Origin of the sequence: Microbacterium hibisci, assembly GCF_015278255.1 — a bacterium.
Lineage (GTDB): Bacteria > Actinomycetota > Actinomycetes > Actinomycetales > Microbacteriaceae > Microbacterium > Microbacterium hibisci.
The window spans coordinates 39646-65343 of sequence record NZ_JADIJC010000005.1; the positions used below are offsets into that span (position 1 = coordinate 39646).

Below are 25698 nucleotides of genomic sequence, written 5' to 3' on the forward strand. Positions count from 1 at the left end.
GCTCAGGCCTCCGTCTGGCGCGTGCGCGGGTCGAGGAATGCGTAGGCGACGTCGGCGAGGAGGTTCGCGAGCAGCACCGAGATGGTGAGCACGAGGAACACCCCCTGCATGAGGGCGTAGTCCTTCGCGTTCGTGGCATCGAGCAGCAGCTTGCCCACGCCGGGGTAGCTGAACACCACCTCCATCACGATCGTGCCGCCGACGATGAAGCCCAGCGCGAGCGCGAAGCTCTGGATCTGGGGCAGCACTGCGTTGCGGGCGGCATAGCGCCACAGCACCCGATCGTTCGGCATGCCTTTGGCCTGCGCGACCGTGACGTAGTCCTCGTCCAGAACCGTGAGCATCATGTTGCGCATGCCGAGCATCCATCCGCCGAGCGACGCGATGATGATGGTCGCCGCGGGCAGGAAGCCGTGGTGGAGCACGTCGCCGATGAACTCCCACGACCACTCCGGAGCCACGCCGACGCCGTATGCCTTGCCGATGGGGAACCAGCCCAGCGCCACGGAGAAGACCGAGATGGCCACGAGGCCCAGCCAGAAGTACGGGATCGTGCTCAGGAAGGTCGTGATCGGGATGAGCGCATCGAGCCGGCTGCCTCGCCGCCATCCGACGATCGCGCCGCCGATGGTGCCGATCGCGAACGCGACGAGGGTCGCGAAGCCGACGAGGCCGACGGTCCAGATCAGCGACTGTCCGACCACCTCGGTCACCGGCCGCATGCCGTGCAGCAGCGAGATGCCGAGGTCGCCGCGCAGCAGCAGCGCCCAGTAGTCGAGGTACTGCTGCCACAGCGACGTGTCGGTGTCCAGGCCGAGCAGCGCCCGCAGCGCCTCGGCTGCCTCGGGCGTCACGTTGCGGTTCCGCGCGAGGTAGGCGGTCACCGCGTCGCCCTTCATCAGACGCGGCAGGAAGAAGTTGATGGTGATCGCGGCCCACAGCGTGAAGAGATAGAACAGCGCGCGGTTGCCGAGGAAGCGCCACGGTATGCGCACGCGGCCCTTGACGGCGCCGGTCGCGGTCGTGCCCGCCTCGATCGCGTCGAAGTCCGGGGCCGGAAGCTGGGGTGCCACGGCGCTCACTTCTCACCTCCGAGGATGCCGGCTGCGTTCGCGAAGTAGGAGTCGGGATCGGGGGATGCCGCGCGCAGCTGTCGGGTGTACGGGTTCTGGGGATTCAGGATCACGTCGTCGGCCGGACCGCGTTCGACCACGCGTCCCTGATTGAGGACGAGGATCTCGTCGCTGAAGTGCCGAGCGGTCGCGAGGTCGTGCGTGATGTACAGCACGCCCAGACCGTGCTCGCGCTGCAGGTCCGCGAGCAGGTTGAGCACGCCGAGTCGGATCGACACGTCCAGCATCGAGACCGGCTCGTCCGCGACGAGCAGCTTCGGGCGAGATGCCAGAGCCCTCGCGATCGCGACGCGCTGGCGCTGACCGCCCGAGAGCTCGTGGGGACGGCGATCGATGACGGCGTCGGCGTCGAGGCGCACGCGGCCGAGGAGTCGGCGCACCTCGTCGTCGAGCTGGTCCTTCGGCACGACGTCGTCGAGCTCGAGCGGCCGCTGGATCGCGTAGCGGATCGAGTGGTACGGGTTGAGCGACGCGAACGGATCCTGGAAGACCATGCGCAGCTGCTGGCGGTAGGCCCGCAATCCCTTGCCGCGGCGAGGGATCGGTGCGCCGTCGAGGCGCACCTCGCCGCTCGTGGGCGTTTCGAGCTGGGTGAGGATCTTCGCGATGGTCGACTTGCCGCTGCCGGACTGGCCGACGAGGCCGATCGTCTGGCCCGAACGGAGCGTGAAGCTCACGTCGTCGAGGGCCTTCATCTGGCCGGCGCCGCGCACCGCATAGATCTTGGTGACGGCGTCGAACTCGAGGACGGTCATCGGTGGACCACCCCCCTCTCTCCGGTGAGTCTGGGGAACGAGGCGAGGAGCGTCCGCGTGTAGTCGTTCTGCGGGTCGGTCCAGATGCGCTCCGCGGCGTCGAGCTCGATGATCTCTCCGTCGCGCATGATCGCGATGCGGTCGCTGATCTCCAGCAGCAATGGCAGGTCGTGGGTGATGAAGATCACCGAGAACCCGAACTCGTGGCGCAGGTGGGAGATCTGCCGAAGGATCTCGCGTTGCACGAGCACGTCGAGAGCGGTGGTCGGCTCGTCCATGACCATGAGCTGCGGACGCAGCGCGAGAGCCATCGCGATCATGACGCGCTGACGCATGCCGCCCGACAGCTCGTGCGGGTACGAGCGGCAGCGCTGTGCGCCGACCTTGACGATCTCCAGCAGCTCGACGACGGCGGCGCGTCGCTCGGAGCGCGAGAGGTCGGGGCGGTGCACCTCGAAGACGTCCTCCAGCTGGGAGCCGACGGTGGCGACCGGGTTGAGCGAGTTCATCGCGCCCTGGAACACCATCGAGATCTTGTCCCAGCGGAAGCGGCGCATCTCCTCCGGTTCGAGGCTGTTGACGTCGATGTCGACGCCTGTCGCGTCGTGGAAGACGACGGAGCCGCTCGTGATCACCGCCGGTGGCTTGAGCAGGCGCTGGACGCCGTAGGCGAGCGTCGTCTTGCCGCATCCGCTCTCGCCGGCGAGTCCGAGGATCTCGCCGCGCTGGAGCTCGAGGGTGACGTTCTTGACCGCCCGCACCGGCGGGTCGACGTCGTAGACGATCGAGAAATCGTGGACGGAGAGCAGCGGATCTCTCATCGTGGGCTGGTTCGCTTTCGTGTGGGGGAACGTGCGTGCGGACGGGGCGGGCGCGGTGCACCCGCCCCGTCCGCCGTGCGTCATTCGGCGGGCTGCAGCTTGGTGAGGATCTGCACGATCGCGGGCTGCGTCGGGTCGCCCGAGGCGTACTGGTCGTCCTCGGACGGCCAGCCGACGTAGTTGCGCGTGTTGAACTCGCCCAGCAGCGGGTGCGCCCCCAGAGGGATCGCCGGCACGTTCTCGACGAACGCGGTCTGCATGACCTGGAGCGCGGCTTCACGGTCGGCCTCCGACGCCGCGTTCGCGTAGGTGTTCAGCGCGTCGGTGACAGCGGGGTCGTCGAAGCGGCCGAAGTTGAACGCCGCCTTGCCGTCGACGATCCACTTCGGGTCCATCGTCGACGTGTACAGGCCGTACGCGTTGCCGGTGTCCTCGAGCCAGTGGATGATCGCCTGGAAGGTGCCCTCCTGGCGTGCGGCATCCCAGCCGCCCCAGTCGGGCTGGTCGACCTTCACCTCGATGCCGAGGCCCTCCTTGAGCTCCTCGGCGATGAGCGCCTGCTCCGTGTTCCAGTCGCTCCAGCCCGCGGGCACCGAGATCGAGAACGTGACCGCCTCGCCGTCCGGGTCGGTGAGCGCCTCGCCCTCCCAGGTGTAGCCGGCCTCGGTGAGGATCTGGCGGGCCTTCTCGACGTCGACGGAGTACTCCTGGCCGGCGTACTCGGGAAGGATCTCGCTCTCCAGGAGATCGCCGAGACCGGTGACGCTCCAGACAGGCTCGCTCGCGCCTTCACGGGCGATGTCGACGTAGGCCTGGCGGTCGATCGTCCATGCCAGGGCCTGGCGCAGCGCGGGGTCGTTGAAGGGCTTCGTCTGCAGGTTCATGAACAGCGTGCCCGCACCCGCGGTGGGGGAGACGAGGAACTTGTTGTCGGGGTCGGCCGACAGGTAGCTGTCCTCGATCTGCGGGATGAACGCCTGAGCCCAGTCCGCCTCACCGGTGGCGAGCGCCGTCGTGAGCGCCGCGTTGTCGCCGTACGAGACGTAGTGCAGCTCGGGCACCGAGAGCTCGCCGCCCCAGTAGTCGGGGTTCGCGGTGAGGGTCACGGCCTCGGTCGTCCACGAGTCGAGCACGTACGGGCCGGTGCCCACGACCTGGCCCTCGCCGGTGAGCGGGTCGGTGTTGGGGTCGTCGATGTCCTTCCAGACGTGCTCCGGCACGATCTGAAAGTGAAGCACGCGGGCCTGCTGCGTGAACTTCGAGCTGTTGAAGTCGATCGTGACCGTGTCGCCGTCGACGCTCACGCTCTTGATGTCGAGGGCGTTGGTGTCGTTGAGCTTGCCCTCGAGCACCTGGTTGAACGAGAAGGCGATGTCGTCGGCGGTGAAGTCCTCGCCGTCGCTCCACTTCACGCCGCTGCGCGCGGTCGCGATGAGCTGTGTGTAATCCTCGTTCCACTCCACGGACTCGGCCAGCCAGGGCGTGGTGCCGAGGTCGCCGGTCGGGTTGACCAGGGCGAGGGACTCGAAGATGACCTTGCCGTAGGCGTACTTCGACGCCGACGAGTCGCCGAGATAGGGGTTGTTCGACTCGGTGGTGATCGCGCCGTCCGGCTTCGCGATCGTGAGGGCTGCTCCGGTGGACTGGGCGTCGTCGCTTCCTCCTCCGGCGCAGCCGGTGAGCACGAGCGCCGCGGCGACACCGACGGCGGCGAACGTAGTTCTGAGCCTCATTGCTTCTCCTTGATGTGTGGGCACGTCATCGTGGCTCCCCGGAGGGTGACGACGGCGTCAGGGGTGATTGCCGGATCAACTTACAATCAAGTAAGTAATCTTTGCAACTGGACGAATCCGACCGTCTCGGCGTGCGTAGACTCACAGGCGCCCGGCGACGCATCGACAGCCGGCAACGAAGGGGGTGCCGACCGATGGCAGGACAGCGTCGGCAGCCGCGCTCGCGGCCCGAAACACTCGCCAAGCGACGCGACATCCTCGATGCCGCCGTCGAGATCTTCGGAAGCAAGGGGTTCGCCGGAGGGACGCTGCAGGAGATCGCCGACCAGGTCGGCATGACGCACGCCGGGATACTCCACCATTTCGGATCGAAGGACCAGCTCCTCCTGCAGGTGCTCCAGCACCGCGACGAGACCGATGTGGCGGACCTCGAGGAGCAGCACATCCCCGACGGCATGCCGCTGTTCCGGCACCTCGTCCGCACGGCGTTCGTCAACGCCCATCGCGCGGGGATCGTCCAGGCCTACGTCGTGCTCTCGGCGGAGTCGGTGACCGACGACCACCCCGGGCGCGACTTCTTCCAGAAGCGCTATCAGACCCTGCGGTCGGAGGTCGCCCACGCGTTCGCGGTGGTATGCGCCGAGCGCGGCGTCACCGCCCCCGACACGGTCGCGTTCGCGTCCACCAGCATCCTCGCCGTCATGGACGGCCTCCAGGTGCAGTGGCTCCTCGACCCCGACGACGTCGACCTGGCGCGCGCGTCCGAGTTCGCGATCGAGGCGATCGTCTCGGCCGTGCTGGCACCGCAGCCCTCACCGCTGGCCGAGCCGGCCTCGAGCGCCCAGACATGAGGCGAGCGGATGCCGGGGGGCCCGGCATCCGCTCGCCTCGAACTCTTGTCAGCCCAGCCGCTCGACGGTGTAGTCGATGCAGCGCACGAGCTGGCGCACGTCGTCCGGGTCGATCGAGACGAACGTCGCGACGCGCAGCTGGTTGCGGCCGAGCTTGCGGTACGGCTCGGTGTCGACGATGCCGTTGGCGCGGAGGCTCTTCGCCACCGCCGCGGCATCCACCGACTCGTCGAAGTCGATGGTGACGACGACGGGGGAGCGGTCGGCGGGGTCGGCCACGAAGGGCGTGGCGAAGTCGGATGCCTCGGCCCAGTCGTAGAGCGCCTGCGACGACTCGCGCGTGCGGGCGTCGGCCCACTGCAGGCCGCCGCTGCTGTTGATCCAGCGGAGCTGCTCGTTCAGCAGGAACAGCGTGGTGAGCGCCGGGGTGTTGAGGGTCTGGTTGAGCCGCGAGTTGTCGACGGCCTGCTTGAGGCTGAGGAACTCCGGGATGTAGCGGCCCGAGGCCGCGATCCGCTCGATGCGCTCGATCGCGGCGGGCGAGGCGAGCGCGAACCACAGTCCGCCGTCCGAGCCGAGGTTCTTCTGCGGGGCGAAGTAGTAGACGTCGGCCTCGTGCAGCGAGAAGTCGATGCCGCCCGCCGCGCTCGTCGCGTCGATGACGGTGAGCGCGCCCTCGTCGCCGTGGACGCGCTGCACCGGGGCCGCCACGCCGGTCGAGGTCTCGTTGTGCGGCCAGGCGTAGACGTCGACGCCTTCCACGGCCTCAGTCGCCGTGCGGGTGCCGGCCGCGACCTCGCGCACATCGGGCGCCTCGAGCCACGGTGCGGCCGCCGCCTTGGCGAACTTGCCGCCGAACTCGCCGAACACGAGGTTCTGGCTGCGCTTCTCGATCAGGCCGAAGGCGGCGGCATCCCAGAACGCCGTCGACCCGCCGTTGCCGAGGATGACCTCGTAGCCGTTGGGGGCGCGGAAGAGCTCGTGCAGCCCCGCCCGCACGTGGCCGACCAGGTCCTTCACGGGAGCCTGACGGTGCGAGGTGCCGATCAGCGCCGCGCCGCGACCCGCGAGCGCCTCGAGGTGGGCGGGGATGACCTTCGACGGGCCGCACCCGAAGCGTCCGTCGGCGGGCAGGATCTCTCGGGGAAGCTCGATGTGCGCCATGCGTCGATTCTAGAGACGCCCGCGCCCGCGTCCCTTCCGCGTGACGAGCCATGACGGGGCGTGCCGAGGTGGGCGGGCTTCTGCTGCGGCCACGCGTTGTGCGAGGCCGCCCTCGGGTGCGCGGGTTCCGCCTCGGGTAGGGCTGGGGCAGGAGATCCGGGGTTCTGCAGGAGATCCGGGGCTTATCGGTCCTGTGGAGGCCCGGTTCTCCTGTGGAACTCGGGCGGCTGCGCGGGCGGACGGATGCCGCGGCCTCGGGTTGTGCGAGACCGCGCGGGTGCGCGGGTCCGCGCCGCGGGCAGGGCTTGAACAGGACATCCGTGTTGCAGGAGCTCCGGGGTTCTGGAGGAGATCGGGGGTTCTGCAGGAGATCCGGGGTTCGTTGGTCCTGTGGAGGCCCGGTTCTCCTGTGGAACTCGGGCGGTTGCGCGGGCGGACGGAGGCCGCGGTTCCGAGTTGTACGAGACCGCGCCGGGTGTGCGGGTCAGCGCCTCGGGCAGGGCTGAACAGGACATCCGGGGTTCTGCAGGAGATCCGGTGCGTATTGGTCCTGTGGAAGCCGGGTTCTCCTGTCGACGCCTTCTCCACAGTGGCACGGACGGATGCCGCGACCGCGGGTTCTGCAGATGCCGGGCGGATCTGCGCCCGGGACCGACGCGGACTCGCGAGTCTGCGGGGATGAGGAATCCCCTGGAGGTTGTCGCCGCGCTCGGCGGCGTGGCAATGAAGGCCTCGGTCATCGAAGCCGGGGTCAGCGTGTATCGGATCGAAGAGGCGGTCTCTGCGAGGCTGCTCGTCCGGCCCAGGCGAGGCTGGGTCGCCCTCCCTGACGCCGACCCGCACCTCGTGGCCGCGGCACGTGCCGGCGTCGTCCTCACGTGCATCACTCGCGCGAAGCGTCTGGGGCTGTGGGTGCTGCGGGAGGACGGCCCGCACGTCGGCGCCGCACCCCACGCCTCACGACTCGACCTGCGCACTCCCGACGCGACGGTGCACTGGGCTCGGCCCGTGCAGCCGCGCGCCGCGGGATCGTTGGAGGACGGCATCCTGAACACCCTCCTCCTGATCGCAGCCTGCCAGCCGCATGAGGCTGCACTGGCAGTATGGGAGTCCGCGCTCAGGCAGAGGCTGGCGGACAGATCCGAACTGGCCCGCCTGCCCCTGCGTGCGTCCGCCCGTCGACTGCTGGAGGCCGCGAACCCCTTCTCTGACTCGGGTCTGGAGACGATCTTCCGGACGCGGCTGCGGTGGCTGCGGCATCCGATCCGGTCGCAGATCTGGATTCACGGGCATCGCGTCGACTTTCTCATCGGGGAGAGGCTCGTGGTGCAGATCGACGGCGGCCATCACGTCGGTGTGCAGCGTGCCGAGGATGTGGCGCACGATGCGGCGCTGATGCTCCTCGGCTACCACGTCGTCCGGGTGACGTACGACCAGGTGATCGAGCGCTGGCACGAGGTTCAGGACCTGATCATGCGCGCCGTGGCGCAGGGATTGCACCGGGCGGCCTGAAGCGACCCGTCCCGCGTGAGGCCGCATGCAGCGTGGTTCAACAGGTCAACCGCAGTTCTGGAGGAGTGCTGAGCGCCTGCGGATCCTGTGGAGGCCCCGTTGACCTGTCTAAGCCCCTGTGTGAGCCCACGGCGGGGAGCCGAACCTCGGTGCGGGACCACGACCGGTGCCGTCATCCCGCCGGTCGCGCGGGGGTTCGCGCAGGAGGCCACGGCCGGGGCGTCGGGAGCAGAGGATAGGCTGTCCTCAGCCCCTTGAGACCCCTGAGGACACCGCGATGACCGACCTGATCGACACGACCGAGATGTACCTGCGCACGATCCTCGAGCTCGAGGAGGAGAACATCGTGCCCCTGCGGGCTCGCATCTCGGAGCGTCTCGGGCACTCGGGCCCGACCGTGTCGCAGACGATCGGCCGCATGGAGCGCGACGGGCTCGTCGTGGTCTCCGAGGACCGCACCCTCGAGCTCACCGACGCCGGACGCCAGAAGGCCGTCGACGTCATGCGCAAGCACCGGCTCGCCGAGCGCCTGCTGTCGGACGTGATCGGCCTGGACTGGGCGTACGTGCACGAAGAGGCGTGCCGGTGGGAGCACGTGATGAGCGAGCAGGTCGAGCGCCGCCTCGTCGAACTGCTGGGCCACCCCACCGAGTCGCCGTACGGCAACCCGATCCCGGGACTCGACCAGCTCGGCGACGCGCCCACGGGCGGCTTCGAGCAGGGCGTGGTCGGGCTCGTGCGCCGCCTCAACGACGCCGGCGAGCCCATCACCGGCACGGTCCGCCGCCTCGCCGAGCCCGCTCAGGTCGACCCCGAGCTGCTCCAGCAGCTCAAGGGTGCCGGCGTTGTGCCGGGCGCCGTCGGCGCGTACCGCTACAACGAGGGCTACGTGCTCGTGCAGATGCAGGGAAGCGACGAGGGTCTCGAGCTCCCGGTCGAGGTGGCCTCGCACATCTTCCTGGTCGACGAGGCGCGCTGACGGGAAAGCGGATGCCGAGCCTTCGGCCTCCCCTCGCCACACTGTGCGGAGATTGCCAGGCGTGGAGCGTGACAGAATCGTGACCTTCGGGTAGCCTCGAACAGTCCACCAGGCGAGAAGCCCGCCGACCGGACCCCGCGTGGATTGCCTCACCGGCTCGTCGTCCACACGTGGCATAGCCCGCACATCGTGCCCCGACATCGAGTGCTGACGAGCCAGGCGCCCCGGCGCAGAGGCGCCGGAGGACCAGTTTGGCTGAAGAGATCGAGTCGCACGCGAACGTGCCCGAGCACGCGGCGACGGACCATACCCGTCGTGTGCGAAATCGGAAGACCCCGGTGCGACGCGCTCGCGCCGCCGTGCCCGCGAAGCCCTCGGCCGCGAGCGCGACGACCGCTCCGGCGAAGTCGGCGGCGACCGCGGCGTCGAAGAAGGGCCGCGTCACGAAGCCGCTGCGCAGCCTCGTCATCCTGAGCATGGTCGGCGGCCTCGTGGCCACCGTCGCGCTGCCCGCCTTCGCTGCCGGTGCCGGGCGCACCACCGAGGAGCCCCTCACGCTGCAGCAGATGGCCGTGGACGACGCCCAGTCGTTCGTCGCGGCATCCGATGCGACTGCGTCCGAGCTCTCCCGCGAGGGATATGCGGCCACCACGCCCGAAGAGATCGAGAAGAAGAAGGCCGAAGCGGCCGCCGCCGAGCGCGCGCGCCAGATCGCGGCGGCTGCTGCCGCCGCCGCGGCCTCGCGATCCTCCTCGGTGCCGACGAACATCGCGCTCACGTCGCCGGGCACCGGCGAAGTGCGCTGGCCGATCCTCAACTTCACCAAGGGTCGCGGCCTCTGGGACTCGGGCTACCACCAGGGCGTCGATCTGCTGTCGTCGTGCGGCACGCCGCTCTACGCGGCCGCGGCCGGCGTGGTCAAGGTCTCGCAGGAGAGCTACGGCGGCTACGGCGTCGGCGTCTCGATCGACCACGTCATCGGCGGTCAGCGCGTCAACACGCTGTACGGCCACATGACCTACGGCAGCCGCCAGGTGTCGGTCGGCCAGTCGGTCGAGGCGGGCCAGCTCATCGGCCTCGTCGGCAGCACCGGCAGCTCGACGGCGTGCCACCTCCACTTCGAGGTCCACATCAACGGCTCCGTCGTCGACCCGTGGGCCTGGCTGCAGGCCAACGCGGGCTGAGCCTGTACGTCACGGATCCCCTGCAATCGCACCAGAGAACGGATGCCGCCGCCCACGCCGGGCGGCGGCATCCGTTCTTCGACACGCCCGGTGTCGTTCACCGCGCCACGACCCCGGTGTCCGCTGGGTGCGTTAGCCTGATCCCGACGCTGAGAGAGCGGAGGGGAGCCGATGGGCTGCACACCACGCATCCGCACCATGGATGCGCTCGGACGCCTCGTCCTTCGGCATTGCACGACTGACTGCCGCGGCATTGCCGTGGCGCCAAGGCGCTGTCTGTAGACAGCGCCTTTTTTCGTGCCCCTGCGCTCTTGATCGTCGCACGTCGAATACCGAGAAGCCGTCCCGGCCATTCGAGAGGATGATCAATGCGCACTCTGGTGCTGAATGCGGGCTACGAGCCGCTCGCTGTCGTGTCGTTCAAGCGGGCGCTCGTGCTCGTGATGAACGAGAAGGCCACCGTGGTGGAACACACCGAGACCGATCCGGTGTGGGGCACCAGACGCTCGTATGAACGCCCCGCCGTGATCATCCTCACGCGCTACGTGCGCGTGCCGGGCGGTCGCCACGTGCCCGTCACCCGACGCGGCGTGCTGCGGCGCGACAACCACCGCTGCGCCTACTGCGGCAAGGCGGCGTCGACGATCGACCACGTGCTGCCGCGTTCGCGCGGCGGGGCCGACTCGTGGGAGAATCTCGTCGCGTGCTGCCTGCGCTGCAACAACGTCAAGGGCGACCGCACACCCCAGGAGATGAACTGGGAGCTGCGCTTCCTGCCTCGTCCGCCGCGCGGGGGGCAATGGACCGTGCGCGGCACCGAGCGCACCGACCCGCGGTGGGAGCCGTATCTGGCGCTCGCCGCCTGAGTCCGCGCTGCTTGCCGGGGATGTGCGGGCGGACTGCCGGAGTGCGGGCGGTCCACCTGAGTGCGGTGGCGCGGGCGGGGTCCGCCTGTGCGGGCTACCGCGTGGGCGCGCGTCCGGTGTGCCCCACCTGCGTGCGCCCGCTCAGGACAGCGTGAGACCCGCGACCTCGAGGGCGAGCAGTGCCGCGGTCACGAAGAGCAGCCCGGTGTAGACGAGATCCTCGAACCAATCGAAGAGCCCCGGTTCGCGCGCGGGCATCATCGTCGGGTTGTAGTAGAAGATCGACACGAGGATCACGAGCGCCGCGAAGACGAGCCCGACCCAGGCGGCGAACGGCACGCCCAGTAAGAGCAGCACCACGACGACGGCAGCGAGCGCGTAGAGCCACAGCCCCTGCACGAAAGCCCGCATCGAGTCGTAGCGCGACACGCCGGCCCTGGCGGTCGCCCGCCAGAATTCGTAGACCAGCGAGAGTGCGAACGCCACGATCAGCACCCAGGCCGAGAGTGATTCGAGCAGGGTCGGGTGAACGGCACCGTCCATCGGCTGGCTCCTCACAGGCGTCGTGGAGCGAGCCCACGGTCGGGCTCACGCTAGCGGTTCGGGTGCCGCCAGCGGAAGACGCGCTCGCCCCCGGCTCTCAGGCCTCGTCGAGGATGCGCAGCCAGCGAGTGAGGATCGGCTCGAGGGTCGCTGCATCCGTCTTCCCGAGCTCGTCCAGGATGCGGTGCTCGTTCGCGAGGTGCGCGGCGATGGCGCGATCGATGAGATCGCGCCCCTCCGGCGTGAGCCGGATGAGGCGCTTGCGGGCGTCGGATGCCTCGACCCGGCGCTCGACGAGACCCCGGGCGGCGAGACGGTCGACGCGCTTGGTGAGCCCGCCCGTGGTGACGAGGGTGTGATCGGCGAGCTCGCCCGCGGGCCGTTCGAACGGCGCGCCGGCGCGCCGGAGGGTCGCCAGCACGTCGAACTCGCCCTCGCTCAGGCCGAACCGACCGTAGACCGCGACGAGCCGCTCGGTCAGCTCGAGGGCCACGCGGTGCAGGCGGCCGATGACGCCCTGCGGCGACGGATCGAGATCGGGCCGCTCACGACGCCACTCCTCCTGGATCTCGGCGACACGGTCGAGCGGTTCGTGGGGGGAGCGGTCGTCGGCCATGGGCTCCATCTTATCTTCCCGGTAAGATAAAGTATCTTCCATGGAAGATAAGCGCTGGATGTGGATCCTCGTGACGGCCATCGCGCCGATCGCCTGGGGGAGCGGCTACGTCGTCACGCGGAGCCTCCTCCCGGCGGACGCGCCGCTGTGGGGCGGTGTGCTGAGGGCGCTGCCGGCGGGTCTCCTCGTGCTCCTGCTCGCACGTCGGCTGCCGCACGGCTCGTGGTGGTGGCGGTCGCTCGTGCTCGGCACGCTCAATGTCGGCGGCTTCTTCGTGCTCGTCTACATCGCCGGTCAGCGGCTGCCGTCGAGCCTCGCGGCGACGCTCATGTCGGCCTCTGCGGCGATGATGCTGCTCTTCGCGTGGCTGCTGCTGCGCCGTCGTCCGCGACTGGCCTCGGCGGTCGGCGCCACTGTCGGGCTTGTGGGGGTCGGGGTCATGCTCGGCTTCGAGGCCGAAGGCGCGGATCCCTGGGGCGTCGCGGCCTCGCTCGGGGCGATGCTCGCCTCGTCGCTCGGCTTCGTGCTCACATCGCGGTGGGGTGCAGACGTGCCGGCGCTGCCCATGACCGCGTGGCAGCTCATCGGCGGCTCGGTCGTGCTGCTCCCCGTCGCGGTGATCGTGGAAGGCCCGCCACCGGCACTCACCGTTTCGTCGGCCGCGGGGTTCGCCTATCTCACCCTGATCGCCACCGCGCTGGCGTATGTGGCCTGGTTCTCGGGGCTGCGGCACCTGGCCCCGGGGGTGGTCGGTGTGGTCGGCCTGCTGAATCCGGTGACGGGCGTGGTGCTGGGCGTCGCCGTGGCGGGCGAGGCGTTCGGGGCGCCGCAGGTCGTGGGTGTGGGGCTCGTGCTCGCGGGGATCGTGCTGGGGGCGGTGACCCCGGCGCGGCAGCGCGAACGGCAGCCACGGGTGGCGGTGGCGGTCGCGCATTCTCGAACATAACTGTCGGAAGTCCGGGTTACCCTCATTCCCAGCGATTGAATCACTAGAACATCTGTTCTAGCATGTGGGAATGAGGGCGAGCGTGCAGCTCACGGCACAGCACGTGCATGAGGTCGACGGGCAGGATCCGACGGGTCCCGAGCCTGCCGTCATCACGGCGGTCGGTGAGGGGGCCGGAACCACCCACACCGTCGCCCGCCTCCGTGCCCAGCTCGAACGCGTGCAGGGCCACCGGCTCGATGCGCCGGTGTTGCCCGTGCACCCCGCGCTGGCGTCGCTGCTGCCCGGCGGCGGACTCCGCCCCGGCGCGGCATACTCCCTGCCGCGATCGACGTCGGTGCTGCTGGCACTGCTCGCCCAGCCCTCGCAGTCGGGGTCATGGTGCGGAGTGATCGGCATGCCGCGGCTCGGCGCCGAGGCGGCTGAACGGCTCGGGGTCGATCTGTCGCGGCTCGTGCTGATCCCCGACCCCGGGGCGCGCTGGCTGGCGGTGACCTCCACCGTCGCCGAGGTGCTGCCGGTGGTCGCGGTGCGGCCGGCGGGGCGGGCCGCCGACGGCGAGATCGCCCGTCTGGCGGCACGCCTGCGCGATCGCGGTGCGGTGCTCCTGGTGCAGGGGCCGTGGCCTCAGGCCGAGGCGGTGCTCGAGGTGGGCGAGCCGGCGTGGGAGGGGGTAGGCCGCGGGCACGGATATCTCTCGGGGCGCGAGGTGACGATCACGGCGTCGAGCCGGCGGTGGCCGCGGTCGCGGCGGACGCGCGTGATGCTGCCGGATGCCGCGGGCCACATCTCGGTCGCCCCCGAGCGCATGCGCCGTGTCGAGGCGGTGCCTCAGTCCGGCGAGACCTTCCGGTCCGATGCCTCGTACTCCGACCGTGCTCCGGACCGGGTTTCGGTGCCGGAGCGGATCGCGCTGCCCGATCGGATGAGGCGGGTGGGGTGACATGATGCCCGGGACGCCCGTCCGGAGCCTCGTGCTGTGGTTCCCCGACTGGCCGGTCACGGCGCTCGAGCGCGGTGCGGCCGCCCCGGAGCGGTCGGGCGCTGCGGTCGGGGAGCGGCCGGGCGCAGCGGTCGGGGGCGAGCGGCCGGGCGTTGCGGTCGGGAGTGAGAGGCCGGGGTCGGAGCCCGCTTCCGCACCCGCCTTCGGGCAGGGTTCCCGCTCGGTGCCGACCGCCGGCTCGGTGCCGACCGCCGGCTCAGCGCCGACCGCCGGCTCAGCGCCGACCACCGGCTCGGCCTTCGGGCAGGGTTCCCGCTCGGTGCCGACCGCCGGCTCGGCGCCGGTCACCGGCTCGGGGCGGCGGCATCCGATCGCCGTCGTGGAGCGCAATCTCGTCGTCGCGTGCTCGGCCTCGGCGCGAGCCGACGGGGTGCGGCGGGGGCAGCGCCGGCGCGACGCGCAGGCGCGATGCCCCGGGCTGACGATCGTCGACGCGGATGCCGCACGCGATCACCGCGCGTTCGCTCCGGTCGTGTCGCTCATCGAGGAGCGGGCTCCGGGGGTGCAGCTGGTGCGGCCGGGGCTGTGCGCGCTCCGCGCCCGCGGACCGGCGCGGTACTACGGCGGCGAGACCGAGGCAGCCCGCATGCTGATCGACGCCCTGCGCGAGGCGGGCCTCGAGGGGGTCAGGGCGGGGATCGCCGACGGTCCGTTCACCGCGGAGCAGGCGGCGCGCGGCGGCACGAGCGCCGACGACCCGGTGTTCGTCGTGCCCGCCGGGGGCGCCGCCGGCTTCCTCGCGCCGCTGTCGGTCGCCGTGCTCGAGGCCGCGGCGACCCTGGGTGGCGGGGCCGCCGACGCGAAAGAGGCGACCGACCTCGTGGGACTGCTCGCACGGCTCGGGGTGCAGACCCTCGGCGGGTTCGCTCAGATGGAGCCCGATCGTGTGCGGGAGCGGTTCGGCGACCGGGGCCTACGGCTGCATGCCCTCGCGGCAGGTCGCGACTCGCGGCCGGTGCAGCCGCGCACGCCCCCGCCCGAGCTGCAGCGCGAGGTCGCCTTCGAGCCGCCGCTCGAGATCGCCGACCAGGTCGCATTCGCGATGCGCGTCACGGCCGACGACTTCGTCGCGGGACTGGGGGCGGTCGACCTGGTGTGCACCGAGCTGCGGGTCGAGCTCGTGGGCGACCGCGGCGAGCGCAGTGAGCGGGTGTGGCTGCACCCCGGTTCGTTCGACGCCGCAGCGGTCGTCGACCGCGTGCGGTGGCAGCTCGCCGAAGAGGTCGGTGCGGGCGACGCCACCGGGGGAGGGCTGCGCAGCGGGGTGACCCTGGTGCGGATCTCACCCGAGGCCGTGGACGAGGCAGCCCATCACGCGCCGGCGCTCTTCGGCGGCGGCCCGGAGGAGCGGGTGCACCACGCCCTGTCGCGCGTGCAGGCGATGCTCGGGCATCGCGGCGTGCTCACGCCCGCCATCGGCGGCGGCAGATGGCTGGCCGAGCGCCAGGTACTCGTGCCCTGGGGAGACAAGGACGCCCGCGACCGGACGGCGAACGGCGCCGGCGGCCTGGCGGCGCAGCGCGCACGGCCGTGGCCGGGAAGCCTTCCCGATCCGCTGCCGGCGACGGTGTTCGCCGATCCGGTGCCGGTCGATGTGCGGGCGCTCGGCGGCGAGCTGGTCGACGTCGACGAGCGGGGCAACGTCTCGGCCGTGCCCGCCTTCTTCGCCGAGAGCGGGCGCCGGCGGGCGATCGAGGCGTGGGCGGGGCCGTGGCCGGTGGTGGAGCGGGGATGGGATGCCGTGCGCGCGCGTCGTGCGCACCGGTTCCAGGTGGTCGACGCCGACGGCGGCGCGTGGCTGCTGGTGTGCGACGGCGACGTCTGGACAGCGGAGGCCACCTATGACTGACCACCGGTCGTTGAGCGAGCGAGGAACGAGCGAGACGAAACGCCCCGGACAGACGAGCGACGTCGGAGTGTCGCGTTTCGTCTCGCAAGCTCGCTCAACGACCGGAACCGAGGGCGGTCGCTGATGGGGTTCAACAACCCGGGCGTTCCGTGGTCCGAGATGGAGCGCGTGCTGAGCGGCCGGCGCCGTCCCGAGTCGGCACCCGTCGGCGCCGACGGCGGCGACAGCCCGGCGTGGTCGCGCAAACGTGGGCCGTACGTCGCACCCTCGATTCCTCGCCCCGCCGAGGCGATCCCGTACGCCGAGCTGCACGCGCACTCGTCGTACTCGTTCCTCGACGGCGCCTCGTCCCCGGAGGAGCTCGTCGAAGAGGCCGAGCGCCTGGGACTGCACGCCCTGGCGATCACCGACCACGACGGCTTCTACGGCATCGTCCGATTCGCCGAGGCGGCAGAGGCGCTGCAGCTGCGCACGGTCTTCGGCGCCGAGCTGTCGCTCGAGCTTCCGAAGCCGCAGAACGGCGAAGCCGATCCGGTCGGTGCACACCTGCTCGTGCTCGCCCGCGGCGAGGAGGGGTATCACCGGTTGGCCGGCGCGATCACGCACGCGCAGCTGCAGGGGGCGGAGAAGGGACGCCCGGTCTACGACCTCGACGAGCTCGCAGCGCAGGCCGCAGGGGAGTGGGCGGTGCTCACCGGGTGCCGCAAGGGCGCCGTGCGCCGCGCGCTCGCCTCGGCGCCGGGCACCGCGGGAGCCGATGCCGCCGCCCGCGAGCTCGACCGTCTCGTGACGCTGTTCGGACGCGACGCCGTGCACGTCGAGCTCATCGATCACGGCAACCCGCTCGACACCCGCGACAACGACGTGCTGGCCGGGCTCGCGCGGGAGCGCGGCCTGCCGCTCCTCGCGACGAACAACGTGCACTACGCCGTCCCGCAGCGGCAGCTGCTCGCCGCGGCGGTGGCGGCGGTGCGGGCCAACCGCGGGCTCGACGAGCTCGACGGCTGGCTGCCCGCGCATGCCGGCGCGCACCTGCGCTCGGGCGCCGAGATGGCGGAGCGGTTCGTGCGGTTCCCGGATGCCGTCGCCCGCACCGTGACCCTCGCCGACGAGCTCGCCTTCCCGCTGCGCAGGGCGAAGCCGGCCCTGCCGAAGCAGAAGGTGCCCGAGGGGCACACGCCCATGTCGTGGCTGCGGCACCTGGTGTGGGAGGCGGTGCCGCGCAAGTACCCCGACCTCTCGGAGGCGAACCGGGCGCGCATCGAGAAAGAGCTCGCGGTCATCGAGCTGAAGGACTTCCCGGGATACTTCCTCATCGTCCACGGCATCGTGCAAGAGGCCCGGCGCCGCGGCATCCTGTGCCAGGGCCGCGGGTCCGCGGCCAACAGTGCGATCTGCTACCTGCTCGACATCACGGCCGTCGACGCGATCGGCTACGACCTGCCGTTCGAACGGTTCCTGTCGAGCCTGCGCGAAGAGGAGCCCGACATCGACGTCGACTTCGACTCCGACCGCCGCGAAGAGATCATCCAGTGGGTCTACCGGGAGTACGGGCGCGATCGCGCGGCGCAGGTCGCGAACGTCATCCAGTACCGGCCGAAGAACGCCGTGCGCGACATGGCCAAGGCGCTGGGACATTCGCCCGGGCAGCAGGACGCCTGGTCGAAGCAGATCGAGGGCTGGGGGGCGCTCCTCGAGACCGGCGCGGGCCATGACATCCCCGATCAGGTCCTGGAGTTCGCGGGCGAGCTGCTCAAGGCACCCCGGCATCTCGGCATCCACTCCGGCGGCATGGTGCTCACCGACCGGCCGGTGGGGGAGGTCGTGCCGATCGAGCACGCGCGGATGGAGAACCGCACGGTGATCCAGTGGGACAAGGACGACGCCGCCTGGATGGGGCTGGTGAAGTTCGACCTGCTGGGCCTCGGAATGCTCGCCGCCCTGCAGTACTGCTTCGACATGATCCGCGCCTCGACGGGGGAGCAGTGGGAGCTGTCGACGATCCCGAAGGAGGAGAAGGCGGTCTACGACATGCTGTGCCGGGCGGACTCGATCGGGGTGTTCCAGGTCGAGTCTCGCGCGCAGATGGGCCTTCTCCCGCGCCTGCAGCCGCGGCGGTTCTACGACCTCGTGATCGAGATCGCGCTCATCCGTCCGGGGCCGATCCAGGGCGGCGCCGTGCACCCGTTCGTCAAGCGCAAGCTGGGGCAGGAGGAGATCACCTACGCCCATCCCAAGCTCCAGCCGGTGCTCGAGCGCACGCTCGGCGTGCCGGTGTTCCAGGAGCAGCTCATGCAGATGGGCATGGCGGTCGGCGGGCTCACCGGCGAGGACGCCGATCTGCTCCGGCGGGCGATGGGCTCCAAGCGCGGGATCGAGCGCATCGATTCGCTCAAGGAGAAGCTGTACGCCGGCATGGCCGCGAACGACCTGGTGGGGGAGGAGGCCGACGCGATCTACGCCAAGATCCAGGCGTTCGCGAACTTCGGGTTCGCCGAGTCGCACTCGCTGTCGTTCGGGCTGCTGGTCTATGCGAGCTCGTGGATCAAGCTGCACTACCCGGCGGCGTTCCTGGCCGGCCTGCTGCGCGCCCAGCCCATGGGCTTCTACTCACCCGCCACCCTGGTGAGCGACGCACGCCATCACGGCGTCGAGGTGCGCCGCCCCGACCTGCACCTGTCCGGAGTCGAGGCCGTGCTCGAACCTTCCTCCGGGTCGTTGAGCGAGCGAGGAACGAGCGAGACGAAACGCTCCGAACCCGGAGCAGAATCCTCATCGTGGCCGACCGGCCTGGACTCCTGCCTCGAGAGGAACCAGCCGCCGGTGGGGCTCTTCGACCTCGACGCCCCGGACGAGTCTGCGGCGCATCGTCGCGACGGACGATTCGCGGTGCGGCTCGGACTCGCGGGCGTCAAGGGGATCGGCGCGACGGTCGCCGAGCGCCTGGTCGCCGCGCGCGAGGAAGGCGGCCCGTTCCGCGACCTCCGCGACGTGGTGCGGCGCACGAGCATCACGGCCGCGCAGGTCGAGGCGCTCGCCACGGCGGGCGCTTTCGAGTGCCTCGGACTCAGCCGCCGCGAGGCGATCTGGCTCGCCGGGTCGGCCGCGCAGGACCGCCCGGAGTTCCTGCCGAACTCGCTCATCGCAGTGCAGCCGCCGCTGTTCGCCGACCCGACCAGCTACGAGCGGCTGGCGGCCGACCTGTGGGCCACCGGCATCTCGACCGACGACCACCCGCTGACGCACTACCGCTCCGGCTTGGACGCGCGGGGAGTGGTGACGTCCCGCGGGCTCCGCAGCCACGAGGTCGGCCGCCGCGTCGAGGTGGCCGGACTGGTCACCCACCGGCAACGGCCGGCCACGGCATCCGGGATCACCTTCATCAACCTCGAGGACGAGCACGGCCTCGTGAACGTCGTGTGCTCGCTCGGCGTCTGGAACAGGTACCGGCGGGTCGTCCGCGACTCGCCGGCGCTCATCGCCCGCGGCATCCTGGAGCGCTCGGCAGAGGGGGTGACGAACCTCATCGCCGACGGGTTCGAAGACCTGCGGGTCGGCGTGCAGCATCGCGCGAGGGATTTCCGATGACGGATGCCCCGACCGCCCCGCGCCGCCCCGACCGCCCCCCACGCCCCGACCGCCCCGACCGAGCCGGCCGCCCCGCGCCGGGCGAACGGCGTGGCGCGCGGCACAGGCGGAGGGCGTCACAGATGTCCGCCCCGCCGCGGCGGGCCCGCGGCGGGCGTCACTCCTGCTCGTCGGTGATGGCCCCGGTGGGGTCCGCGTCCTCGACCACGTGATCCACCCCGAGTTCGTCGGCGACGCCGCGTCCGGCATCCGCCGCCTCCTCCTTGCTGGAGAAGCTGAGGGACAGTTCCGGATGTCCCTCCACGTGGTTCTCCCACTGCCCGCGATTGGACCGTGTCACCACGGGTTCGGTGCTGCCGTCCATATCTCCTCCTCTGCCCGGCCCGATCCGGGCGTCAGAGCTCGCTGTCCCAGTCGGTCAAATCCGGTGCCTCGGCGTCGACGGCGGCGACCGGGCGAAGTCGACGCTGGATGGCGTTCAGCCGGGCCACGGCGGTGGCGTCGACGAGCTCCTCACCGTCGGCGCGGATGTCGCGGGCCACGATCTGGCTCGCCGGTCCGATGAGCACCATCACGTTCCCGATGGAGCCGTCCTGCTCCCGAGTGGGCACCGACACCGTTTCGGCGATGCCCACTTCCGCGAGCGCCTTGCTCGCCTGCATCAGGGACGCGGCGATGTCGTCCCCGGTCACGAAATCGCTTCCCGCGTAGGTCACCCTCTTCACGTGCTCTTGTCTACCCGGGTGGTGCGCTTTCGCCCTTGGGGTTGCAGGACAACCGCGAACGGGGTAGACAACGCCCCTGGGACCCAAGGCGAGCGCGCGACGAGCCCGGCCGTGCTCAGCGGGCCGCGTCGCCGTCGCTCGCCAGCGTCACCAGAAGCCGGAGCGCTCGCTCGACCGTCCCATCGAGCACCTCTGCGGGCTCGCCCTCGAGCCGGAAGTGCTCGGAGCCCGTGCCCGCGGCCGTCGCCCACCCGAGATACACCGTGCCGGGGGCGTGTCCGTCCTCGGGATCCGGTCCGCCCACTCCGGTGGTCGCGACGGCGATGTCCGTCTTCAGCAGCGAGCGCACGCCGGCGGCGAGCGTCGTGGCGCACTCGGCGGAGCAGGGGTCGACGCCCTCCGGCACTCCCAGCACCTGCGTCTTGACGGGCATCCGATAGGCCACGACGCCGCCCGAGAACCAGTCCGCGGCGCCCTCGCCCTTGCCCACCTCGCTCGCGAGAAGGCCGGAGGTGAGCGACTCGGCTACCGAGACCGTGAGACCGCGTTCCTGCGCCAGACGACTGAGCTGCTCGATCGGACCTGCCATGAATCAAGCCTGTCACGCCCGGCGGAGACCCGGGATCTGTCCGCACCAGCGCACTGTGCTTTCGCAAACGGGACATTCGACAGCGCGATGAGCAACGGCCGCCGTAGCGTTCGAAGGGAGCCGCATCGGCTCGTCGAACGCAGGCTCGCCCCTGCAGATCGCGTCGCACGACGCAGGAAGTCCGGGCAGAGCGTGTCAGAGATCCCTTCCGCCGAATCGTGTCGCATGGCCGCGGGGCTGCGACCCCGAAGGGGCGGCTCATGGGCAAACTGACCTACGAGAACGCGATCAAGATCGATTTCGACGACCGGACGCTCGCGCACCTGCAGCTCGTCATCGGCTCGAAGCTGCGGCGTGGCGAGCCGTTGCACTTCACCTGGCGGGACGACGTCAGCATCGGCGGCGGGCGCACGTCCATCTGGATCCACCCGCAGTCGATGCTCGTCTACAAGTTCTACGGCAGTCGCAAACCACAGCTCAATCCGGCCTGGATCGATGCGCTGGCGTACACGGCGAACTCGTCGACCGGCTTGTACCTCGTCCCCGAGCCGGCCATGCCGGGCGTGGAGGCGGCGACCGAGCCGCCATCCGACTGAGGGAGTCCCGCCTTCCACCCGATCGCCCGGAGCAGCGCTCGTTACGAGGGCGGTTTGAGGGCTGCCCGCGGATAGGTTAGGCTCCCCTAACGTGATCCCCGACGGCAACCCGGCACGGCCCACCGACGAGTTGCGCGGCGAGACGCTGGCGCTCAGCTACGGTCGCACGCGCGTGGTCCACGATGTCTCGCTCCATCTGAGGCCCGGTGTGGTCACGGCGCTCATCGGACCCAACGGCAGCGGCAAGTCGACAGCGCTCCGCGCCCTCGCGCGTCTCCACCGGATCGACGCCGGCTCGGTTCACGTCGACCGCGGGGAAGACCGTCGAGACGCGGCATCCCTCTCCGCCAAGGAGTTCGCCCGCACCGTCGCGATGCTGTCGCAGTCGCGTCCGCACCCATCCGGGCTCGAGGTCCGCGACGTCGTCGCGTACGGCCGCCACCCGCACCGCGGGCGCTTCGCCGGGCTGCGCGATGACGACCGCGCCGCGATCGACCGGGCGCTCGAACTCACGGGTCTCGCCGCGATGGGCCATCGGCCCGTCGACGAACTGTCGGGCGGCGAGCTGCAGCGCGTCTGGCTGGCCACGGCGCTCGCCCAGAGCACCGGCATCCTCCTGCTCGACGAGCCCACCAACCACCTCGATCTGCGCTACCAGATCGAGACGCTCGATCTCGTGTGCGACCTCGCCGACCACGGCACCGCCGTCGGCGTGGTGCTGCACGACCTCGACCACGCGGCATCCGTCGCCGACGAGGTGGTGCTGATGCACCGCGGACGCGTCCACGCGGCAGGCACGCCGGCCGATGTGCTCACCGCCGACCACCTGACCGACGTCTACGGCTTCCGCATCGACACCGCGGTAGACCCCGACACCGGCCGCGTGCGGGTGATTCCTCGCGGACGTCATCACGAGCGCCTCCGCCTCCGCGAGGCCGTGCCCGCCTGATCCCGCGGCCGCCCCGAACGGCGCCACTCCGCGCGGCCCGCCGGGCTCCGCGTCCCCGACCACCCTGCCCTGCCCCTCCGCCCTGCCCCTCCGCCCCCGATCCTCTGGAGCCCTTCGATGACCAAGCGTCTTCCCGCCCTCGCCGTGCTCGGCGCCCTCGCCCTCGCGCTCGCCGGCTGCGGCACCACCCAGGTGGCGGCGTCGACCGACACCGACGCCGAAGCCACGACGACCTCGGCCAGCGCGGGCTGCGCCGACGACAGCACGACGACCTCCACCGACGCGGTGGAGCTCACCGACGCGTTCGGCCGTACGGTCACCCTCGACGAGCCGGCCCAGAAGGTCGCCGTGCTGGAGTGGCAGCAGATCGAAGACGTGCTGTCGCTGTGCCTCACGCCGGTGGCGGTGGCGGATGCCGACGGCTACCGCACGTGGGACACCGCCGAGGTGCTGCCCGACAGTGTCGAGAGCGTGGGAACGCGCCAGGAGCCGAACCTCGACGCCCTGTTCGCGACGGAGCCCGACCTGGTGATCGTCGAGGCGTACACGCGCGACGACGCGATCATCGGGCAGCTCGAGGAGTACGGCATCCCGGTGCTCGCGACCATCGGCGCGAACGCCGAGGATCCGATCGCGCAGATGCTCGAGACCTTCGACCTCATCGCCGAGGCGACCGGCCGCACCGAGCGGGCCGAGGTCGTGAAGGACGAGTTCGCGCAGCACCTCGCCGACGCGAAGGCGGAGGTCGCCGACGCCCAGCCCGAGGTCACCGACTTCGTGTACTTCGACGGCTGGGTCGACGGCGGCAACGTGTCGCTGCGCCCGTTCGGTCAGGGCTCGCTCGTCGGCGAGATCGGCGAGGAGCTCGGGCTCACCAACGCGTGGAGCGGGGAGGTCGACCCGGCCTACGGTCTCGGGCAGACCGACATCGAGGGCATGACGACCATCGGCGACGCGAGCCTGTTCTACACCGGCACGGTCGACCCCGACTCGGAGAGCTTCGTCGACGCGGCAGCGGAGAACCCGGCGTGGGCATCGATCCCTGCCGTGGAGGAAGGTCGGCTCACGGCGTTCCCCGGCGGCATCTGGACCTTCGGCGGACCCCGTTCGGCGCAGCAGATCGTCGACGCGTACGTCGCCGCGATCACCCAGTGAGCTCGCGGTCGTCGAGCGAGCAGGTCGCGCCTGACTCGCCGAGCGAGGCGGGCGCCGGCGGCGACCTCGCGGGTCTCGCGTCGGCGGGCGGCACACCAGCCCGCGGCGCTCGCTCGACGACCGGCGCTGCGCTCGGCGTGCTGGCGGCGCTGCTCGTGCTCCTGGTGCTGGCCGCGGGCTGGCACCTGACCCAGGGCACGAGCGGCGCGGTCTTCGCCGACGCCGACGTGTTCTGGGGTTCGCGCGTCCCTCGCCTGGCCGCCGGCGTCGCCGTCGGAATCGCGCTCGGCTGCGCGGGCCTGCTGATGCAGTCGCTGTCGCGCAACGCCCTCGCGTCCCCCGACACCCTCGGCGTGACCGCGGGCTCGTATCTCGCGGTCACGGCGGTGGCGGCGTTCGGGATCGCCGTCCCGATCTGGGCATCGGGCTTCGTCGCGTTCGCGGGCGGCATGATCGCCGCTGCCCTCGTCCTCGGCCTCGCCGGGGGAGCGGGGACGTCCACGACGCGCCTCGTGCTCGCGGGTTCGGCGCTCGCGCTCGCGTTCCAGGCCGCGACCTCCGCCCTGCTCGTGCTGTTCTCCGAAGAGACGAAGGGCCTCATCGCCTGGGGCAGCGGCAGCCTGTCGCAGCTCGGCCTCGAGAGCTTCCTCCGCGCGACTCCGGTGGTGGTGGTCGCCCTGGTGCTCGCGCTCGTGCTCGCCCGCCGCTTCGACGTGCTCGCGCTCGGCGACGACACCGCGTCGTCGCTCGGTGTGCCGATCCGCTCGACACGGGTCTACGGCATCCTGCTCTCGGTCCTTCTCACCGCCACCGCGGTGACGCTCGCCGGCCCCATCGGCTTCGTCGGACTCTGCGCGCCGGTGCTGGCGCGGCTGCTCGCGCGGGTCGTGCCGGCGCTCGGCCGCCACATCCTGCTGATCCCGCTGTCGGGACTTCTCGGCGCGATCGTCGTGATCCTCGCCGACGCGCTGCTGCGCGCGCTCATCGGACCTGAGGGTGCCATCGCGGTGCCCACCGGGGTGGCGACGACCGTGTTCGGCGCGATCGTGCTCGTCGTGATGGCCCGCCGCCTGCGGGACGCGGGTCCGACGCGGCGCCCACCGGGCATCCGCATCGGCGTGCGCAGCGAGCGCCGGTTCGTGATCGTGCTCGTCGGCGCGTCGGTCGCGCTCGGTGCCGTCGTGCTCGTCGGGATGCTGGTGGGGAGCACCCAGCTGCTGACCGGCGACATCCTGCTGTGGCTGACGGATGCTGCACCCGCCCGCATCGCCTTCGCCCTGGACGAACGCGCCCCGCGGGTCATCGCCGCCGTCACGGCCGGCGCCGCTCTCGGACTCGCGGGCAGTCTCACCCAGGCCGTGAGCCGCAATCCGCTCGCCGATCCCAGCCTGCTCGGCATCACCGGCGGCGCGGGCCTGGGCGCGGTGCTCGTGGTGACCAGCGCCACCGCCTCGACCTTCGGCATGCTGGTGGCCGCGGTGCTCGGCGGGCTGCTCGCCTTCGCGCTGGTGTACGGGCTGGCATGGCGGGGCGGCCTCAGCGCCGACCGGTTCATCCTGATCGGCATCGGCGTCTCGTACGGCGCCGTCGCGCTCACGACGTTCGTGCTGCTGCGCGCGAACCCGTGGGACACGCCGAAGATCTACACGTGGCTGTCGGGGACGACGTACGGCCGCATCTGGGAGCAGGTGATCCCGCTCGCGATCGTGCTCCTGGTGGTGCTGCCGTTCGCGTTCGCGCATCGACGCGACCTCGACATCCTCGCGATGGACGAGGACACCCCGCGCCTGGTGGGCATCCGGCTCGAGCGCACGCGTCTCGCACTGCTCGTCTCGGCCGCCGTGCTGGCCGCCCTCAGCGTGGTGGCGGTGGGCGTCATCGGGTTCGTCGGGCTCGTCGCGCCGCATGCTGCCCGCGCTCTCGTCGGGGCGCGGCACAGCCGCGTGATTCCCGTCGCGGTCGTGCTCGGGGCGGTGCTCGTGGGCACCGCGGATGCGCTCGGCCGCACCGTGATCGCCCCCGCCCAGCTGCCCGCCGGCCTCGTGGTCGCGCTCATCGGCGCGCCGTACTTCGTCTGGCTTCTCTGGCGGTCGCGCGACGCCTGACCGCCCCTGGGCGGAACGCAGTTCGGCGGCGCCGCC

Annotated in this window: 23 protein-coding genes; 13 read left to right on the plus strand and 10 right to left on the minus strand. The window is 71.1% G+C overall.

Translation table 11 applies throughout. The annotated features are described in order from the left end of the window. Window positions 1-2: 2 nt before the first annotated feature. The 4 genes from IM770_RS10630 to IM770_RS10645 all read right to left on the minus strand — a co-directional run bounded on the left by IM770_RS10630 (window position 3) and on the right by IM770_RS10645 (window position 4442). Complete coding sequence (locus tag IM770_RS10630) at window positions 3-1082, minus strand: ABC transporter permease (protein ID WP_203581119.1); 1080 nt, start codon at window positions 1080-1082, stop codon at window positions 3-5. After that, entirely contained in the window at window positions 1079-1888 is an 810-nt protein-coding gene (locus IM770_RS10635; protein ID WP_203581120.1) for an ABC transporter ATP-binding protein, read from the minus strand. Before IM770_RS10635 ends, IM770_RS10630 begins: the two co-directional genes overlap by 4 nt. Then, a complete protein-coding gene (locus tag IM770_RS10640; RefSeq protein WP_203581121.1) occupies window positions 1885-2709 on the minus strand; it encodes an ABC transporter ATP-binding protein in 825 nt (274 codons plus the stop codon). The genes IM770_RS10635 and IM770_RS10640 overlap by 4 nt, the downstream gene beginning before the upstream one ends. 80 nt (window positions 2710-2789) lie before the next feature. Further along, window positions 2790-4442 (minus strand): ABC transporter substrate-binding protein, encoded by a 1653-nt coding sequence (locus tag IM770_RS10645; protein ID WP_203581122.1) that lies wholly within the window; start codon window positions 4440-4442, stop codon window positions 2790-2792. Window positions 4443-4636: 194 nt separating this feature from the next. Here IM770_RS10645 and IM770_RS10650 point away from each other — a divergent pair, with 194 nt between their 5' ends. Next, the gene (locus tag IM770_RS10650) at window positions 4637-5293 is read left to right on the plus strand and encodes a TetR/AcrR family transcriptional regulator (RefSeq protein ID WP_203581123.1); all 657 of its coding nucleotides are present in this window, start codon (window positions 4637-4639) and stop codon (window positions 5291-5293) included. Window positions 5294-5341: 48 nt separating this feature from the next. Here the strand turns inward: IM770_RS10650 and serC are convergent, their stop codons facing one another. Then, the gene (gene serC, locus IM770_RS10655) at window positions 5342-6457 is read right to left on the minus strand and encodes a phosphoserine transaminase (protein ID WP_203581124.1); all 1116 of its coding nucleotides are present in this window, start codon (window positions 6455-6457) and stop codon (window positions 5342-5344) included. Window positions 6458-7303: 846 nt separating this feature from the next. On the opposite strand from serC, the gene IM770_RS10660 reads away from it, so the two are divergent. From IM770_RS10660 to IM770_RS10675, 4 genes are all read left to right on the plus strand, one after another. Next, window positions 7304-7969 (plus strand): endonuclease domain-containing protein, encoded by a 666-nt coding sequence (locus tag IM770_RS10660; RefSeq protein ID WP_307785434.1) that lies wholly within the window; start codon window positions 7304-7306, stop codon window positions 7967-7969. A gap of 277 nt (window positions 7970-8246) precedes the next feature. Continuing rightward, complete coding sequence (locus tag IM770_RS10665; RefSeq protein ID WP_203581126.1) at window positions 8247-8948, plus strand: iron-dependent transcriptional repressor DtxR; 702 nt, start codon at window positions 8247-8249, stop codon at window positions 8946-8948. Between the two features lie 338 nt (window positions 8949-9286). Then, window positions 9287-10132, plus strand: coding sequence for a M23 family metallopeptidase (locus IM770_RS10670; RefSeq protein ID WP_307785435.1), 846 nt, complete (start codon window positions 9287-9289; stop codon window positions 10130-10132). A gap of 368 nt (window positions 10133-10500) precedes the next feature. Beyond that, window positions 10501-10998 carry an HNH endonuclease gene (locus IM770_RS10675; RefSeq protein ID WP_203581128.1) on the plus strand — a complete coding sequence of 166 codons (498 nt, stop codon included), beginning with the start codon at window positions 10501-10503 and terminating at the stop codon, window positions 10996-10998. Window positions 10999-11139: 141 nt separating this feature from the next. On the opposite strand, the gene IM770_RS10680 is transcribed toward IM770_RS10675, so the two are convergent. Both IM770_RS10680 and IM770_RS10685 read right to left on the minus strand, forming a co-directional pair. After that, entirely contained in the window at window positions 11140-11541 is a 402-nt protein-coding gene (locus IM770_RS10680) for a hypothetical protein (protein WP_203581129.1), read from the minus strand. 97 nt (window positions 11542-11638) lie between these two features. Then, a complete protein-coding gene (locus IM770_RS10685; RefSeq protein WP_203581130.1) occupies window positions 11639-12157 on the minus strand; it encodes a MarR family winged helix-turn-helix transcriptional regulator in 519 nt (172 codons plus the stop codon). A gap of 40 nt (window positions 12158-12197) precedes the next feature. On the opposite strand from IM770_RS10685, the gene IM770_RS10690 reads away from it, so the two are divergent. The 4 genes from IM770_RS10690 (at window position 12198) to IM770_RS10705 (ending at window position 19543) form a co-directional block, all read left to right on the plus strand. After that, entirely contained in the window at window positions 12198-13103 is a 906-nt protein-coding gene (locus IM770_RS10690; protein ID WP_239066075.1) for a DMT family transporter, read from the plus strand. A 70-nt stretch (window positions 13104-13173) separates the two neighbouring features. Beyond that, window positions 13174-14046: a DnaE2-dependent mutagenesis accessory factor ImuA' gene (imuA', locus tag IM770_RS10695; RefSeq protein WP_239066076.1), complete on the plus strand. Its 873-nt coding sequence runs from the start codon at window positions 13174-13176 to the stop codon at window positions 14044-14046. A 4-nt stretch (window positions 14047-14050) separates the two neighbouring features. After that, the gene (locus IM770_RS10700) at window positions 14051-15955 is read left to right on the plus strand and encodes a Y-family DNA polymerase (RefSeq protein ID WP_239066077.1); all 1905 of its coding nucleotides are present in this window, start codon (window positions 14051-14053) and stop codon (window positions 15953-15955) included. 123 nt (window positions 15956-16078) lie between these two features. Next, complete coding sequence (locus IM770_RS10705; protein ID WP_203581131.1) at window positions 16079-19543, plus strand: error-prone DNA polymerase; 3465 nt, start codon at window positions 16079-16081, stop codon at window positions 19541-19543. A gap of 157 nt (window positions 19544-19700) precedes the next feature. On the opposite strand, the gene IM770_RS10710 is transcribed toward IM770_RS10705, so the two are convergent. The 3 genes from IM770_RS10710 to IM770_RS10720 all read right to left on the minus strand — a co-directional run bounded on the left by IM770_RS10710 (window position 19701) and on the right by IM770_RS10720 (window position 20857). After that, window positions 19701-19907, minus strand: a complete 207-nt coding sequence (locus tag IM770_RS10710; protein WP_203581132.1) for a DUF2188 domain-containing protein — start codon at window positions 19905-19907, stop codon at window positions 19701-19703. A gap of 31 nt (window positions 19908-19938) precedes the next feature. Beyond that, window positions 19939-20268, minus strand: a complete 330-nt coding sequence (locus IM770_RS10715) for a hypothetical protein (protein WP_203581133.1) — start codon at window positions 20266-20268, stop codon at window positions 19939-19941. Between the two features lie 115 nt (window positions 20269-20383). Continuing rightward, window positions 20384-20857 (minus strand): CinA family protein, encoded by a 474-nt coding sequence (locus IM770_RS10720; RefSeq protein ID WP_203581134.1) that lies wholly within the window; start codon window positions 20855-20857, stop codon window positions 20384-20386. Window positions 20858-21117: 260 nt separating this feature from the next. Here IM770_RS10720 and IM770_RS10725 point away from each other — a divergent pair, with 260 nt between their 5' ends. The 4 genes from IM770_RS10725 to IM770_RS10740 all read left to right on the plus strand — a co-directional run bounded on the left by IM770_RS10725 (window position 21118) and on the right by IM770_RS10740 (window position 25662). Beyond that, the gene (locus IM770_RS10725) at window positions 21118-21453 is read left to right on the plus strand and encodes a DUF7882 family protein (RefSeq protein ID WP_203581135.1); all 336 of its coding nucleotides are present in this window, start codon (window positions 21118-21120) and stop codon (window positions 21451-21453) included. Between the two features lie 91 nt (window positions 21454-21544). Then, the gene (locus IM770_RS10730) at window positions 21545-22402 is read left to right on the plus strand and encodes an ABC transporter ATP-binding protein (protein ID WP_307785436.1); all 858 of its coding nucleotides are present in this window, start codon (window positions 21545-21547) and stop codon (window positions 22400-22402) included. A gap of 117 nt (window positions 22403-22519) precedes the next feature. Further along, window positions 22520-23557: an ABC transporter substrate-binding protein gene (locus tag IM770_RS10735; RefSeq protein WP_203581136.1), complete on the plus strand. Its 1038-nt coding sequence runs from the start codon at window positions 22520-22522 to the stop codon at window positions 23555-23557. Continuing rightward, window positions 23554-25662 carry an iron ABC transporter permease gene (locus IM770_RS10740; protein WP_203581137.1) on the plus strand — a complete coding sequence of 703 codons (2109 nt, stop codon included), beginning with the start codon at window positions 23554-23556 and terminating at the stop codon, window positions 25660-25662. Before IM770_RS10735 ends, IM770_RS10740 begins: the two co-directional genes overlap by 4 nt. The last annotated feature ends 36 nt before the right edge of the window (window positions 25663-25698 follow it).